Raw genomic sequence first — 14,646 nt, forward strand, 5'->3', positions numbered from 1 at the left:
CATGGTCACCTCGTCTCCTCTTTACGCTCCTTAGCTCGAAGTTGTCCACACGCTGCGTCAATATCATGTCCCTGTTCTCTTCTTGTAGTGACATTTACACCGTGCTTTTTAAGCGTATCTTCAAATAATGTGATTTGTTCTTTTGGTGTACGTACATAGTTTCTTTCAGGTACATAGTTTACAGGGATAAGATTAATATGACATTTTAAACCTTTTACTAACTTTGCAAGCTCTTCAGCATGCTCAACTTGGTCATTTTCTCCGCCAAATAACCCGTACTCAAAACTAACACGTCTACCTGTTTTGTTAACATAATATTTTACTGCTTCCATCAAGTCCGGAAGCTTATAAGCTCGATTAATCGGCATAAGCTTTGATCGCAATTCTGTGTTTGGTGCATGCAATGAAATAGCAAAATTGATTTGCAGTTTTTCATCTGCAAATTTATAGATTTTCGGGATAATACCACTAGTCGATACAGTAATATGTCTTGCACCGATATTTAAGCTTTTGTCATGATTGATAATCTTCAAGAAAGACATCATTTCATCATAGTTGTCAAAAGGTTCTCCGATCCCCATAATTACAACATGACTAACACGCTCTTCAAATTCATCAAGTGCTTGCTGTACCTTTACGACTTGTGCCACGATTTCTCCTGCTTCAAGATTTCTTTTTAGTCCACCTAATGTAGAAGCACAAAATGTACAACCAATTCTACAACCAACTTGAGTGGTTACACAAACAGAATTGCCATAATCATGTCTCATTAAAACAGTTTCTATCGAATATCCATCATGAAGTTCAAACAGAAATTTTATCGTACCATCTTTAGATGTTTGTTGAATAATTGTTTTTAATGTTGTTAACGTAAAATGCTCATTTAGAAGTGAACGAAGACTTTTAGATAAATTAGACATGTCATCAAAGCTGGTGGTACGTTTTATATAAAGCCACTCAAAAATTTGATTTGCACGAAAAGCCTTTTCTCCCTGTTCTTTTAACCAATTTTCAAGCTCATGTAGTTCTAATGAATAAATGGAGGGCTTACTTTTTTTCTCCAAGTTGTTCTCTTTCGATCTTGTTGTATTTATCTGTTCCATTTTAACCCTTCTTTCGTAAACATGCTATATAAAATCCATCTGTTTCAAAGTAATGCGGAAGTAATTGTACCTCACCATTATGAACATAAGGATGAAGTTTTTCCGGAAAATTGTTTATAGCTGATTCATCACGTTCAAAATTTGGGTGTTCATTTAAAAATGCTTCAACAACACCTCGATTTTCTTCTTCATCCACAGTACATGTACTATAAACTAACACACCATTTGATTTTAATAAAGGTGCAACAGATGCTAAAATATTCTTTTGTAGTTCTGCCAGCTTAAGAACATCTTGTTGAGACTTTGTATATTTAATATCAGGTTTTCTACGGATCACACCAAAACCAGAACATGGTGCATCTACTAGGATCCTATCAAAGCTCTCTTTTTTAAATCGATCTCCCGCTAACCTACTATCCATTGTTTCAGCTTGAATATTTTTCAGGTCTAAACGATCAGCTTGCTGCTTTATCAGCTTTACTTTATGCTCATGAAGGTCTAGAGAATGAACAATGCCCGTACCCTTCATTAATTCAGCTATATGAGTAGATTTCCCGCCTGGTGCCGCACAAGAATCTAAAATAGTCTCATTTTCTTTAGGGTTAAGAGCCCGTGCAACTAACATCGAACTTTCATCTTGAATTGTTAATAGTCCTTCAGAAAACGCTTCGGTAAGTGCAAGGTTTCCCTTCATTCCTTTTATAGCATCTACCGCCAAATCACCTTGCTCTACGCTTATATCTTTGCTTTGTAATTCGCTAATTATTTCATGAACTGTTTTTTTTATTTGATTAACGCGTGCTGTTTGTGATGGTGCCAGTAAATTTGACTCACACATCTTTTCCGCTTCATCAAAACCGAATTGTTTTATCCACTTTTGTACCAGCCATTTTGGGTGACTTGTTTTAATTGATAATCTTTCAACAGGTTCTTTTATTACGTTAATATCAGGAATACCTTCCCGCTGAACAGACCTTAATACTCCATTCACAAAGGAAGAAATTCCTTTGTGGCCTCTTTTTTTAGCAATTTCTACTGCTTCAAAGAAAATGGCACGCTCCGGCACTCGATCTAAATACACCATTTGATAAACCGAAATTCGTAGCAATACTCTTACCCATGGCTCAATTTTTTTTGACTTCTTTAAGAAACCCTCTAAATAAAAATCAAGTGTATCTCTTCTTTGTAATGTACCATACACAATCTCTGTTAAAAGTGAAATGTCTTTTGAATTTACTTGATGCTTTTTTATCATTGAATTTAATAACAAGTTGCTGTAGGCTTGGTTCTTTTCTATTTGTAATAATATTTCTACAGCAACATCACGTACAGTCATTTGTTTTTTGTTATTCATTGCCTAATCTTTCACCCACATTCATGGTTGTCCCTCGTAAGAATTCTTCTCCAGTCATCTTCTTTTTACCAGAAGGTTGGAGCTCGGTTATTTTGATCGCTGTTTTATTCCCTGTTGAGACAACGATCCCATCCTCTTCTATCAACAGAATTGTCCCTGGGTTTACATCTTCATTACTTTGTACCTTTTCTCCCCACCAAATTTTTATTAATTGATCTTGATAGGTTGTGAACGATACTGGCCAAGGATTTAATCCTCTAATTTGGTTGTAGATTTCTTCACCTGTCTTAGACCAATCGATTCGTTCTTGTTCCCTTTTTATATTAGATGCAAAAGTAGCTTTTGTATCATCCTGTTTCTGAGGTGTTATATTCCCCTTTATTAAAGGAGGCAGTGTTTCTAATAGTAATTTCACACCTGCTGTACTTAACTTGTCATGTAATAAGCCAACAGTATCTCTTTCATCTATTTCAACTTCAATTTGAGTAAGAATATCCCCTGCATCAAGCTTTTCTGCCATATACATGATGGTTATACCTGTTTTAGTCTTCCCTTGAAGAATTGAATAATGAATAGGAGCTCCTCCCCTTAGTTCAGGTAAAAGTGAAGCATGCACATTGATACATCCATACTTTGGAGCTTCCAGAAGCTCTTTCGGTAAAATTTGTCCAAATGCAGCGGTGATAATTAGATCAGGTTCTAGTGCTAAAACATCCTGAACTTCATGACGAATTTTTTCAGGCTGTAGCACTTTTAAATTGTGCTTCTCTGCTTCAACCTTTACAGGAGGCGGAGTTAAGAGCTTTTTTCTTCCTTTTGGACGATCGGGTTGTGTAACAACACCAACAATGTTATAGCCTTCTTCAATGAGGCTTTTTAAGATAGGAACTGAAAAATCAGGAGTTCCCATAAAAACGATCTTAGTCATATATGTCATCCTTCCGTGCTTTCTAATTCATCTTCCGTTATGTACCTTTCCACCTTTGATGTAAAAAGAATACCTTCTAAATGGTCTATTTCATGCTGTAAAGCCCGGGCTAGAAAACCTTCAGCTTCTATTATTCTCATTTTCCCTTTTTTATTATAAGTTCTTACCTTTATGTAATCAGACCTGCTCACGTCTCCATATAACCCTGGAAAGCTTAAACAGCCTTCCGGACCGGTTTGAGTACCACGCTGCTCTATAATAACAGGGTTTATTAATTCAATCGTTCCGTGATGATCATCTATATCAACAATCGCGATTTGCTTGGAAAGCCCTATTTGCGGTGCTGCTAATCCAACACCATCATTCTCAATCATCGTATCATACATATCTGCCAAAAGCTTTGAAAGCTTCCTATCAAAAATTTGAACCTTTTCACAAGGCATCTCTAAAACTTGTGCTGGATACATCACTATAGGTTTTACTGCCAAAAAAATACCTCCAGACAAAATAATTTCTATATTTAAGATAACTACATCATAGTATTAGGACTTAAATCAATCGTAATCATTAAATCATTTGAACTCATTTCCTGCTGAAAATGTTCGATAATTTTCCTTAACGTTTCATGTAAGTTTTTTTCCCGTTTGTATTTTACCATGCATTGATAGCGATATCTATCATTGATACGAGGGATAGGAGATGCAACAGGTCCAAGAATTTTTGATTCATTTGAAACATTTCTTCTTAAGAACTGAACAATCTTGTCAGTCACTGACACCACTTTTGTTATTTCAGGATGGGAAACCGTCACTAGGGCAAGGAAGTAGTATGGTGGGTATGCATATGATTTTCTTAAAGACATTTCATGCTCATAAAAGGCATCATAATCATATTTGCTTGCTAATTGAATACTATAGTTTTCAGGAGTATAGGTTTGAATGATGACTTCTCCCGGTAATTCATGTCTACCTGCTCTTCCACTGACCTGTGTGAGGAGTTGGAATGTTTTTTCAGTTGCTCGAAAATCGGGCAAATGCAGCATTGTATCTGCCGTTAAGACACCAACTAATGTAACATCCGGAAAATCCAGACCTTTTGCAATCATTTGAGTTCCAAGTAAGATATCCGCTTCTTTATTTCCGAATTTTGACAACAACTTTTCATGTGCGCCTTTTCGACCAGTCGTATCAACATCCATTCTAATTATTCGAGCCTCTGGCATTACTTTTACTAATTCCTCTTCCACACGTTGAGTACCTGTGCCGAAGAAACGGATATGTTCACTTTGGCATTCTGGACATACATTTGGCATATGTTCCTCATGTCCGCAGTAATGACATTTTAGCTGCTGCCCGAAACGGTGATATGTCAATGAAATATCACAATGAGGACATTGTATAACAAAACCGCAGTCACGGCACATGACAAATGATGAGTATCCGCGTTTATTTAAGAATAAGACCGATTGTTCATTTTTTTCTAACCGATCTGTTAGCTTTTCAATTAATGCTGTTGAAAACATCGACCTGTTTCCACTTCTAAGCTCTTCTCTCATATCGATAATATCAACCGACGGCATTGATCTTTTGTTTACACGTTCTTTTAATGTTAAAAGCTTGTAAACATCCTTTTGCGCTCTTGCAAAAGTTTCTAATGTAGGTGTCGCACTGCCCAGCACTACAGGGCATTGATGAAATTCAGCCCTATATATGGCCACATCCCGAGCATGATAACGCGGATTTTCTTCTTGTTTATAACTAGATTCATGCTCTTCATCAATGATAATCATCCCCAAGTTCTCAAATGGAGCAAATATAGCAGATCTTGCTCCAACAACTAATTGCACTTCTTTTCGTTGTATCTTTCTCCATTCATCATATTTTTCCCCTGTTGACAGTCCGCTGTGAAGTACAGCGACCTTAGAACCAAACCGACCCTTAAAGCGATTAACCATCTGTGGTGTAAGTGAAATTTCAGGTACTAAAACGATTGCTTCTTTACCATTATTTAAAACTGCTTCTATCGATTGAAGATATACCTCTGTTTTTCCACTCCCTGTTACTCCATACATGAGAAACACATGATGTTCATCATTTTCAACTGCCGAAAGGATTGGTGCTATTGCCTGCTGCTGTTCATTATTTAATGGCAAAGCTTTTGTTTTCTCAAAAAGACGATCTTGATAGGGATCCCGATACACTTCTTTATATTCTTCTACTAATATACCTTTGGAGATCAATGTCTTTAGTGTCGCATCTGATACATTTGTTACAGCTAATAAATCTGCAGCAGGAATGATACGAATGTCATTTTCCTTTAAATACGTCATTACTGTTAGTTGTTTCTTCGCATTTGAATTAACTGATTTGATTTTTTCAGCCAATTGATCAAACGAACAATTAAGTTTTACCATTCTAATCTTCTTTTTTTTCCCTTTTTGCTTTACCTTATAAATCAGTTCGAGATAACCGTTTTTAATATCCTTTTGAATGATCCGAAGAGGTACATCCTGTTCAATTTCTTTCATATCAACTTGATTTTTTTTGTTAAAAAAAGGTTGAAGCTGGTCCGATAAATGTTCAATAGATTGATCTGATGTAAGAGTTACAATTTTTTCATATTTCGCCTTCATTGCTGCAGGAAGCATTGCCTGAAAAGCAGAAATTTTAAAGCAAAGGGTTTTTTCTGTTAACCAATGTCCCACCTTTAATAATTCCGGAGTAAGGCAAGGTGTTAAATCTAAGCATTCTGAGATTGCTTTTAGGCGATCAAATTCAGAAGAATTCTTTGTCTCAACAACAAAGCCCTGTACTTTTCTTGGACCAAAAGGAACGATAACCCTCATTCCTGGTGTTAAAAAGTCTTGCCATTCTTCAGGAATTTTATAGTCAAAGGACCTGTCAGTTTGCATAGCCGGAACATCTACAATGACACTTGCATATTTCATTCCTTAACACCCTTTACTAAACTTTGAACCTTCTCAAGAAGCTTTCTTGCAACTTCTGTTTTTGTCAAAAGTGGAAGTTCAGTTTTAGTTAGATTCCGATCATAAATTGTTACGATATTTGTATCTGTACCAAACCCTGCTCCTTCAGTCGTTATATTATTTGCTACAATCAGGTCTAGGTTTTTGCTTTGCAGTTTCTTTTTTGCATATTGCTCAAGGTCATTTGTTTCTGCTGCAAATCCTACTAAAATTTGTTGTCTTTTTTGCATTCCCAGCTCTTTTAAAATATCTGTTGTTTTCTCCATCTCAATCACTAAGTGGTCCTGACTCTTTTTCATCTTTTGTTCAAACGTATGAATAGGACGATAATCTGCGACCGCTGCAGACTTTATCACTACATCAGCATTAGGATAGTAGTTCATCACCTGCTGATACATCTCATCTGCTGATTCAACTTTAATTACATCAACATAATTAGGGAAGTCAACAGATGTTGGACCTGTAATCAACGTAACATTTGCTCCTAATTTCGCAGCTTCTTCGGCAATGGCATAGCCCATTTTTCCTGATGAATGATTTGTAAAATACCGAACAGGGTCTACCTTTTCTCTCGTAGGTCCAGCTGTAATTAGCACTTTTACATTTTTTAATGGTTCACCATGTTCTTGCTTCTCAAAGTAGTTTGATACGAGAGTTAAAATTTTTTCTGGCTCCTCTAATCGTCCTTTTCCTATATAGCCACAAGCTAAAAACCCTTCACTTGGTTCAATAAATTCATACCCATAGTTATATAAAGTTTGGATATTTTTTTGCACAGCAGGGTTGTCATACATATGGACATTCATAGCAGGTGCAATCCATACCTTTGCAGTAGTAGCTAACAATGTAGTTGTTAACATATTATCTGCAATTCCATTGGCTAATTTTCCAATAACATTGGCTGTAGCAGGCGCTACTAATACAAGATCTGCCCAATCGGCAAGATCAATATGTGCAATGACTTTAGAGTTTTTTTCATCAAAGGTGTCAAAAAAGACATCGTTTCGAGATAATGCTTGAAAGGTTAATGGTGAAACGAATTCCATAGCTGAATGACTCATGATCACTTTCACCTCTGCACCAGCCTGTACAAGTTTACTTGTTAATGCTGCTGCTTTATAAACAGCAATTCCTCCGCTCACACATAATAATATCTTCTTACCTGATATCATTTTTCCCACCAACTTTCATGTATCCTTTTTTGTATGAATGAAACGAAAAGAAAAAGGATGACACAATAGGGTCAGCTCCCACATAATAAAGCAATATATAGTTCTTCACTAAAGGTAAAGTCTATATATTGTCTTAGTGGGATCTGACCCTAAGCTCTCCGTCATCCTCTACTACCGCTCATTATTTTTCAGTACGATTATAATTAAGAAGTCCGGCGTTGATCTCTTCCAGTGCTTTCCCTACATACTTGAATGAAACAGGTTTTTGAATTTGCTGATCACTTAGCTCCTGCATTTCTCGGGCACGTTTTGCCGCTACTGTTACAAGTGTATATTTAGAATCTAATTTATTCATAAGTACATCAATAGAAGGGTATAACATTTTATTCAACCTCCAGAATTTTTTTGTATCTAGGTGCTACACGCTCACGGCGGCAATGTTCTGCCAACACAATCGCTTTTATACGATCACATGCTAGTAAAACATCATCGTTTTCTACAACATAATCATAGGCATCCATCATAATAATTTCTTCTTTTGCCACTCTCATTCTGTTATTAATTAACTCTTCGGATTCAGTTCCTCTAGTTACGATTCGGTTTTTCAGTTCATTTAAACTAGGTGGACTTAAAAAGATAAACAATCCTTCAGGAAATGCATTTCTTACTTGAAGAGCACCTTGAACTTCTATTTCTAGAAATACATCTTTACCTTCACTTAGCGTTTTTTCAACGTAGTCAACAGGTGTACCATAATAATTCCCTACATACTCTGCCCATTCCAACAATTTATTTTGTTCAATCAAGGCTTCAAATTCTTCTCTTGATTTGAAAAAATAATCCACACCGTCAACTTCACCTTCACGTGGTTTTCTGGTTGTCATCGAAATGGAATATTCAAATGCCGTATCTTCTTGTGAAAATAGCTCTTTTCTAACCGTTCCTTTTCCTACACCTGAAGGTCCTGATAGGACGATTAATAATCCTCTTTCTTTTATCAATGCTTCTGTTCCCTACCCTTCATCTGATAGCTCATCTTTATTTGAAAGCCTCTGAGCAACTGTTTCTGGCTGAACAGCGGATAGGATGATATGATCGCTGTCCATTATTACAACTGCTCTTGTACGACGGCCATATGTAGCGTCGATTAACATACCTCTATCTCTTGCGTCTTGAATGATTCTCTTAATTGGAGCTGATTCAGGACTAACAATAGATATAATACGGTTTGCAGAAACAATGTTCCCGAAACCGATATTGATTAATTTAATGCTCATTCAAATGCTCCCCCTAATTAGGACAAAACTATTTTTGCCTTATAAGCCCTTTTATAATCAATGGTTGTTTATGCTTATTCAATATTTTGAACTTGTTCTTTCAATTTTTCAATAATACTTTTTAATTCAACAACATTTTTTGCAATTTCACTATCATTAGCCTTGGAACCGATCGTATTTGCCTCCCTATTTAACTCTTGAACAAGAAAGTCCAACTTACGTCCAATAGGTTCACTAAAAGTTAATGAATCCCTGAATTGTTGAATATGACTATGTATTCTTGTAATTTCCTCCATTATGTCAGCTTTATCAGCAAAAAGTGCTACTTCGGTAAGAATTCGATTTTCATCTAATTTTCCTGATATAAATTCTGCAACACGATTACTAATTCGTTCCTGGTAATTGCCAACAACAATTGGAGCAAACTTCTCTAACTGATCGTTAATTTGACTAAGCATAGTCAACCTTTGATTTAAGTCAGCAGCTAAATGCTCACCTTCAACTTTTCTCATTAATGATAATTCCTTAACAGCAGAGTTTACTAACTCCAGAATTCCATTTTCCAAAGCATTACTAGAAACTGACTCCTTTTGTACATCGATAGCACCATCTAAAGTAAGTATATGCTGCAATGAAAGTTGTTCATCAATTGAAAAACGACTTTTTATTTGTTGAAGAGAAGAAACATATTGATCTATTAAATCCCAATCAACTTGAATGGATTTTGTTGTTAGAACTTCCCCTTCAACATTTATGTAGACTTCAATACGACCTCGGCTTATGGAATTTGATATGAGCTTTCTTATTTTATCTTCCATATACATAAGCTGTTTAGGCATTTTTAACTGAATATCCAAAAACCGATGATTTACAGATTTCATTTCTACTGTAAATAGACAGGATTGAATATGCCCACTGGCACGGCCAAATCCAGTCATACTTCGTAACATTATGTATCACTCTCTTTCTAAGAAAAGCAGAAACGCTTGTTGGATAACTTTATTATACTTTAAGGTTGTTTACCTATTATTAAAAGGAAAGGATTAAAGTATAAGAAAAATTAAGGCTTTCGCCATTAGGACTTTAGCGAAAAGCAAAGTTTTTCTATATATAAAATAGCATGGTAGATTGTCAACAAGCAAAGGGGATGACTTTTTGGGTCACCCCCTTTTGGATTATATCATAGTCTTTGTGCTTTTTCTTGTTAAAAGTGATCCTGCAAGTAAAAAAGTTGGAATAGCGGATAGTCCAAGGATTAACAACCAATCTCTGGCTAATATAGGCAGAGTGTGGAAAATCGGCTGTAACGGCGGATAATAGATAACCACAAGCATGAGTAAAATTGACGAAATAACAGCACCAATTAAGTACATATTGCCAAATGGGTTTCGTTCAAAAATGGACTTTTCACTTCGACAGTCAAATACGTGAATTAATTGTGCCATAACTAATGTAGCAAAGGCAATAGTTTGCGCATAAGCAAGATCATCTGGGTTACGATAATATACAATCATAAAAGCTGCCAATGTTACGATACCAATTAGGAATCCACGTGATACAACTTTCCAGCCCAGCCCTCTCGCGAAAACTCCTTCTTTAGGATGTCGCGGTTTTCGATTCATTAAATCCCCTTCAGGTTTATCCAATCCTAACGCCATAGCCGGGAGTCCGTCAGTGACTAAATTAACCCAAAGAATTTGAATTGGAACCAATGGCAAAGGTAGTGCTAATAACATAGCAAAGAGCATAACCAATATTTCTCCAACATTTGATGCAAGGAGATAACGGATGAACTTACGTATGTTTTCGTAAATATTTCTACCTTCTTTTATTGCTGATTTTATTGTGGCAAAGTTATCATCAACCAATATTAATGAGGAAGCTTCTTTTGCCACATCAGTACCGGTAACTCCCATAGAAATTCCGATATCAGCAGCCTTTATTGCAGGTGCGTCATTTACACCATCTCCGGTCATCGCTACAATATGGCCTCTGCTTTGTAGTGCCTTAACAATTTTCAGCTTATGTTCAGGTGAAACACGAGCAAACACATAAACATCATCAACAATCTCCTCCAGCTCTTCAACAGATAGGTCTGACAAATCTTTTCCTTCCATCACTTTCCCATTTTGAGGGAGGATATTAAGCTGTTGTGCGATTGCCTTCGCTGTAATGATATGATCTCCAGTAATCATTACCGTTTTGATTCCTGCATCACGACATTCTTTCACAGCTTGTTTTACCTCAGGACGCGGTGGATCAATCATTCCTTGTAAGCCAATAAATACGAGGTCTCTTTCCGCTTCAAAGCTTGTATTAATTTTCTCATTGGATTTTAGAGGTTTAAACGCAACAGCAATCGTTCGTAACGCTTGGGATGCCAGTGATTCAATTGCTTGCTTTACTGTAGTATCGTATTTACTATTGAAATTCTCTTGCCGTTCATTCCATAAGATATATTTTGAAACACCTGCTAAAACATCCGGAGCTCCTTTCGTTACGACAAATTGATTTCCCGATTTATCTCGCACAATAACACTCATCATTTTTCGCGATGAATCAAAAGGGAATTCTTCTATGACTTCAAAATTTTTCAGTAACGTTTCTTTTCTTAACCCTGCTTTCATTGCAGCGACTAATAGAGCTCCTTCTGTCGGATCACCATCAAGTTGATATTGTCCATCATTTTCTTTTATCGTTGCGGTATTACATAATGAGCCAAAGGTTAAAATTTGTTGTAGCGTTTTTGTCTTTGTTGCATCAACCGGGTCACCATCCCTTAAAAATTCTCCATGAGGATGGTATCCTGTCCCGGTAATATTCCACACTTGATCACCTGACCATACATGTGTTACTGTCATTTTATTCTGTGTCATTGTCCCGGTTTTATCTGAACAAATAACAGAAGCACAGCCTAATGTTTCTACTGCAGGAAGTTTTCGTACGATTGAATTTTGTTTGATCATCCGCTGAACACCAAGAGATAGTGCTACCGTTACAATAGCTGGAAGCCCTTCTGGAATAGCAGCGACGGCTAATGACACACCAGCTAAAAACATATTATAAAGATCATGTCCTTGCAGAACCCCAATACTTACAACAAGTAATGTCAAAAATAGAGCGACAACAATTAATATCTTCCCTAATTGCTCTAACCGCCTTTGAAGAGGGGTTTCCATTGTTTCAGCATTCTGAAGGAGATCAGCAATTTGTCCCATTGCCGTATTCATTCCTGTTCCAATCACGACACCAATACCAGAACCTCTTGTAACAAGTGTTCCCATGAAGACCATGTTTGTTAAATCACCAAGACCAACATTTTCACCTGCTATCGGCTGTGTTGATTTTTGGACAGGTAAGGATTCTCCTGTTAGGGCTGATTCTTCCACCTCTAAACTCTTTGTGTCAATTAATCTCATATCTGCGCCAATTCGATCACCACTCGTAAACTTAACAATGTCACCAGGTACTAATTCCTTCGAAAGAATTTTTTCCCACTTACCATCCCGTAACACGGTTACTTGTGGAGCAGATAGCTCTTTTAAGGCTTCTAAGGAACGTTCAGCACGTCTCTCCTGAAAAAAGCCTAAAACACCATTTACAATCACTATTGCAATGATTGCAATGGCATCAATGTATTCTCCTAAAAGTCCTGAAATTAATGTTGCTGCAAGTAGTACAAGAACCATAAAATCTTTAAATTGATTTAGAAATATAATAATAGCTGAAGGTCGGTCAGCTTCTTTCAATTCATTAAGCCCAAATTTCTGTGTTCTTTTTTGTACCTCCTTATTCGTTAATCCTACATCACGATCTGAATGAATGGTATCCATTACTTCATCTGATCTCATTTCATGCCACTTCATGAATCACCTGCACACCCCTTTAAGACGAATTTTTCACTTTCAAGGATTCTTTTTCATTGATTGACCTTGTAGTTGCCAAGCCTATAAGACAACTTATTCAGCCTCGTCCTAAAACATGCTATAATCATGTAGAAAAGTTATGAACCTGAAGCTATTCAAGCTTGAAAGGTAAAAAATATACGTTCGTGACCTTTTATCTCAACATAATGTCTTTATTAGAAGGAGTTATTGCCATGTCATATGATGGTCTATTTACATATACGATTACTGAAGAGTTAAGAAATGTACTCTTAAATGGAAAAATCACAAAAATTCATCAACCTTATAAATATGACTTGATCTTTCAAATCAGATCAGGAGGAAAAAATCACAAGCTATTTCTTTCTGCTCACCCTAGTTACGCTAGGCTCCATTTAACAAATGAGAGTTATGAAAACCCTAGTGAGCCTCCTATGTTTTGTATGCTGCTTAGAAAGCATTTAGAGGGTGGTGTTATTGAGCATATTAAACAGCCTGGACTGGAGAGAATCATCATTTTTGATATAAGAAGTCGTAATGAGCTCGGTGATGTGAGTATTAAGCGATTAATGGTTGAAATCATGGGAAGACATAGTAACATTATTTTGGTCGATAGAGAAAGAGATATGATAGTAGACAGTATAAAACATCTATCGCCTGCAGTTAACCGACATAGAACTGTATTACCAGGTCATCCATACGTATTACCGCCGGAACAAGGTAAAACAAACCCATTTGAAGCTAATGAGGAGATTATTCTAAAGAAATTAGATTTTAATGCAGGGAAAATAGATCAGCAGATTGTTCAGCAGTTTTCAGGAATATCTCCTTTATTTGCTAAAGAAGTAACTCATCGTGCCGGTCTTGTTAATCGTAAAACAGTTCCAGAAGCTTTTTTAACACTTATTAATGAGATCAAAGAAAATAGAATCCATCCCGGCATCTATGAACAAAATCAAAAAGAACTATTTTATATGATCAACCTTACCCATTTAACAAACATGAAAAATAAGACGTTTTCAACGCTATCTGAACTCTTAGATCGCTATTATTACGGAAAAGCAGAAAGAGATCGTGTAAAACAGCAAGGAAATGACTTAGAACGCTTTATGGTAAATGAAAAGAAAAAGAATGAAAAGAAAATTAAAAAGTTAGCTGCAACATTAGACCAAGCTGAAAAAGCAAATGAATTTCAATTATATGGTGAGTTACTTACAGCCAATATATATGCGATTAAAAAGGGAGATAAAGTAGCTGAAGTCATTAATTATTATGACGAAGAAAACCAATCGATTCAGATTCCGCTTGACCCGCAAAAAACACCATCAGAAAATGCACAAAGATATTTCTCGAAGTATCAAAAGGCAAAAAATTCAGTCGAAGTTGTGCATGAACAAATTCAATTAGCACAAGCGGAAATTAATTATTTCGAAGGGTTAATTCAACAAATTGAATCAGCTTCCCCAAAGGATATAGAGGAAATTCGAGAAGAATTAATGGAAGGTGGTTATTTAAAACAAAGACAGTCTCGTCATACGAAAAAGAAAAAAAACCTAAAGCCAATATTGGAGCATTATCTTTCATCTGATGGGACAGAAATGATCGTAGGGAAAAATAATAAACAAAATGAATACTTGACAAATAAACTTGCTGCACGTGACGATGTATGGTTTCACACAAAGGATATTCCAGGTTCTCATGTTGTGATTCGAAGTAGCACCCCATCAGAACAAACAATAATTGAGGCAGCAAATATTGCAGCATATTTTAGCAAGGCAAAAAATTCCAGTTCAGTTCCTGTTGATTATACGGCAATAAGACATGTTAAAAAACCTAGCGGATCAAAGCCTGGTTTTGTTATTTATGATCATCAGCAAACAGTCTATGTTACTCCGAATGAAGATCTTGTCTTTCACTTACGAAAAAGTTGATTTTAAAAAAC

12 protein-coding genes are annotated in these 14,646 nt (G+C 36.2%); 1 reads left to right on the forward strand and 11 read right to left on the reverse strand.

Annotated elements, in window-relative coordinates:
- Window positions 1-5 precede the first annotated feature (5 nt).
- The 11 genes from rlmN to BK577_RS18940 all read right to left on the reverse strand — a co-directional run bounded on the left by rlmN (window position 6) and on the right by BK577_RS18940 (window position 12,686).
- On the reverse strand, window positions 6-1,103 hold the full coding sequence (gene rlmN, locus BK577_RS18890; RefSeq protein WP_078434386.1) for a dual-specificity RNA methyltransferase RlmN: 1,098 nt from the start codon (window positions 1,101-1,103) through the stop codon (window positions 6-8).
- A 1-nt stretch (window position 1,104) separates the two neighbouring features.
- Window positions 1,105-2,457 carry a 16S rRNA (cytosine(967)-C(5))-methyltransferase RsmB gene (gene rsmB / locus BK577_RS18895; protein ID WP_425435956.1) on the reverse strand — a complete coding sequence of 451 codons (1,353 nt, stop codon included), beginning with the start codon at window positions 2,455-2,457 and terminating at the stop codon, window positions 1,105-1,107.
- Complete coding sequence (gene fmt / locus BK577_RS18900) at window positions 2,450-3,385, reverse strand: methionyl-tRNA formyltransferase (RefSeq protein WP_078434387.1); 936 nt, start codon at window positions 3,383-3,385, stop codon at window positions 2,450-2,452. Before fmt ends, rsmB begins: the two co-directional genes overlap by 8 nt.
- 5 nt (window positions 3,386-3,390) lie before the next feature.
- Window positions 3,391-3,873, reverse strand: coding sequence for a peptide deformylase (gene def / locus BK577_RS18905; RefSeq protein WP_078434388.1), 483 nt, complete (start codon window positions 3,871-3,873; stop codon window positions 3,391-3,393).
- Between the two features lie 41 nt (window positions 3,874-3,914).
- On the reverse strand, window positions 3,915-6,332 hold the full coding sequence (gene priA, locus BK577_RS18910) for a primosomal protein N' (protein WP_078434389.1): 2,418 nt from the start codon (window positions 6,330-6,332) through the stop codon (window positions 3,915-3,917).
- Window positions 6,329-7,543 (reverse strand): bifunctional phosphopantothenoylcysteine decarboxylase/phosphopantothenate--cysteine ligase CoaBC, encoded by a 1,215-nt coding sequence (gene coaBC, locus BK577_RS18915; protein ID WP_078434390.1) that lies wholly within the window; start codon window positions 7,541-7,543, stop codon window positions 6,329-6,331. Before coaBC ends, priA begins: the two co-directional genes overlap by 4 nt.
- Before the next feature lie 181 nt (window positions 7,544-7,724).
- Window positions 7,725-7,925, reverse strand: a complete 201-nt coding sequence (rpoZ, locus tag BK577_RS18920; RefSeq protein ID WP_078434391.1) for a DNA-directed RNA polymerase subunit omega — start codon at window positions 7,923-7,925, stop codon at window positions 7,725-7,727.
- A gap of 1 nt (window position 7,926) precedes the next feature.
- Complete coding sequence (gene gmk, locus BK577_RS18925) at window positions 7,927-8,541, reverse strand: guanylate kinase (protein WP_078435319.1); 615 nt, start codon at window positions 8,539-8,541, stop codon at window positions 7,927-7,929.
- A gap of 15 nt (window positions 8,542-8,556) precedes the next feature.
- Window positions 8,557-8,820: an extracellular matrix/biofilm regulator RemA gene (gene remA / locus BK577_RS18930; protein ID WP_026559405.1), complete on the reverse strand. Its 264-nt coding sequence runs from the start codon at window positions 8,818-8,820 to the stop codon at window positions 8,557-8,559.
- 74 nt (window positions 8,821-8,894) lie between these two features.
- Entirely contained in the window at window positions 8,895-9,770 is an 876-nt protein-coding gene (locus BK577_RS18935) for a YicC/YloC family endoribonuclease (RefSeq protein WP_139367389.1), read from the reverse strand.
- 225 nt (window positions 9,771-9,995) lie between these two features.
- A complete protein-coding gene (locus BK577_RS18940; RefSeq protein ID WP_078434392.1) occupies window positions 9,996-12,686 on the reverse strand; it encodes a calcium-translocating P-type ATPase, SERCA-type in 2,691 nt (896 codons plus the stop codon).
- A 233-nt stretch (window positions 12,687-12,919) separates the two neighbouring features.
- On the opposite strand from BK577_RS18940, the gene BK577_RS18945 reads away from it, so the two are divergent.
- Complete coding sequence (locus BK577_RS18945; RefSeq protein WP_078434393.1) at window positions 12,920-14,635, forward strand: Rqc2 family fibronectin-binding protein; 1,716 nt, start codon at window positions 12,920-12,922, stop codon at window positions 14,633-14,635.
- Window positions 14,636-14,646 lie beyond the last annotated feature (11 nt).

The organism is Metabacillus halosaccharovorans, from assembly GCF_002019635.1.
Taxonomy (GTDB): domain Bacteria; phylum Bacillota; class Bacilli; order Bacillales; family Bacillaceae; genus Metabacillus; species Metabacillus halosaccharovorans.

Coding starts and splice junctions, on each gene's coding strand:
- rlmN (WP_078434386.1), bottom strand. CDS start 1,103: ATGGAACAGATAAATACAACAAGATCGAAAGAGAACAACTTGGAGAAA.
- rsmB (WP_425435956.1), bottom strand. CDS start 2,457: ATGAATAACAAAAAACAAATGACTGTACGTGATGTTGCTGTAGAAATA.
- fmt (WP_078434387.1), bottom strand. CDS start 3,385: ATGACTAAGATCGTTTTTATGGGAACTCCTGATTTTTCAGTTCCTATC.
- priA (WP_078434389.1), bottom strand. CDS start 6,332: ATGAAATATGCAAGTGTCATTGTAGATGTTCCGGCTATGCAAACTGAC.
- coaBC (WP_078434390.1), bottom strand. CDS start 7,543: ATGATATCAGGTAAGAAGATATTATTATGTGTGAGCGGAGGAATTGCT.
- rpoZ (WP_078434391.1), bottom strand. CDS start 7,925: ATGTTATACCCTTCTATTGATGTACTTATGAATAAATTAGATTCTAAA.
- remA (WP_026559405.1), bottom strand. CDS start 8,820: ATGAGCATTAAATTAATCAATATCGGTTTCGGGAACATTGTTTCTGCA.
- BK577_RS18935 (WP_139367389.1), bottom strand. CDS start 9,770: ATGTTACGAAGTATGACTGGATTTGGCCGTGCCAGTGGGCATATTCAA.
- BK577_RS18940 (WP_078434392.1), bottom strand. CDS start 12,686: ATGAAGTGGCATGAAATGAGATCAGATGAAGTAATGGATACCATTCAT.
- BK577_RS18945 (WP_078434393.1), top strand. CDS start 12,920: ATGTCATATGATGGTCTATTTACATATACGATTACTGAAGAGTTAAGA.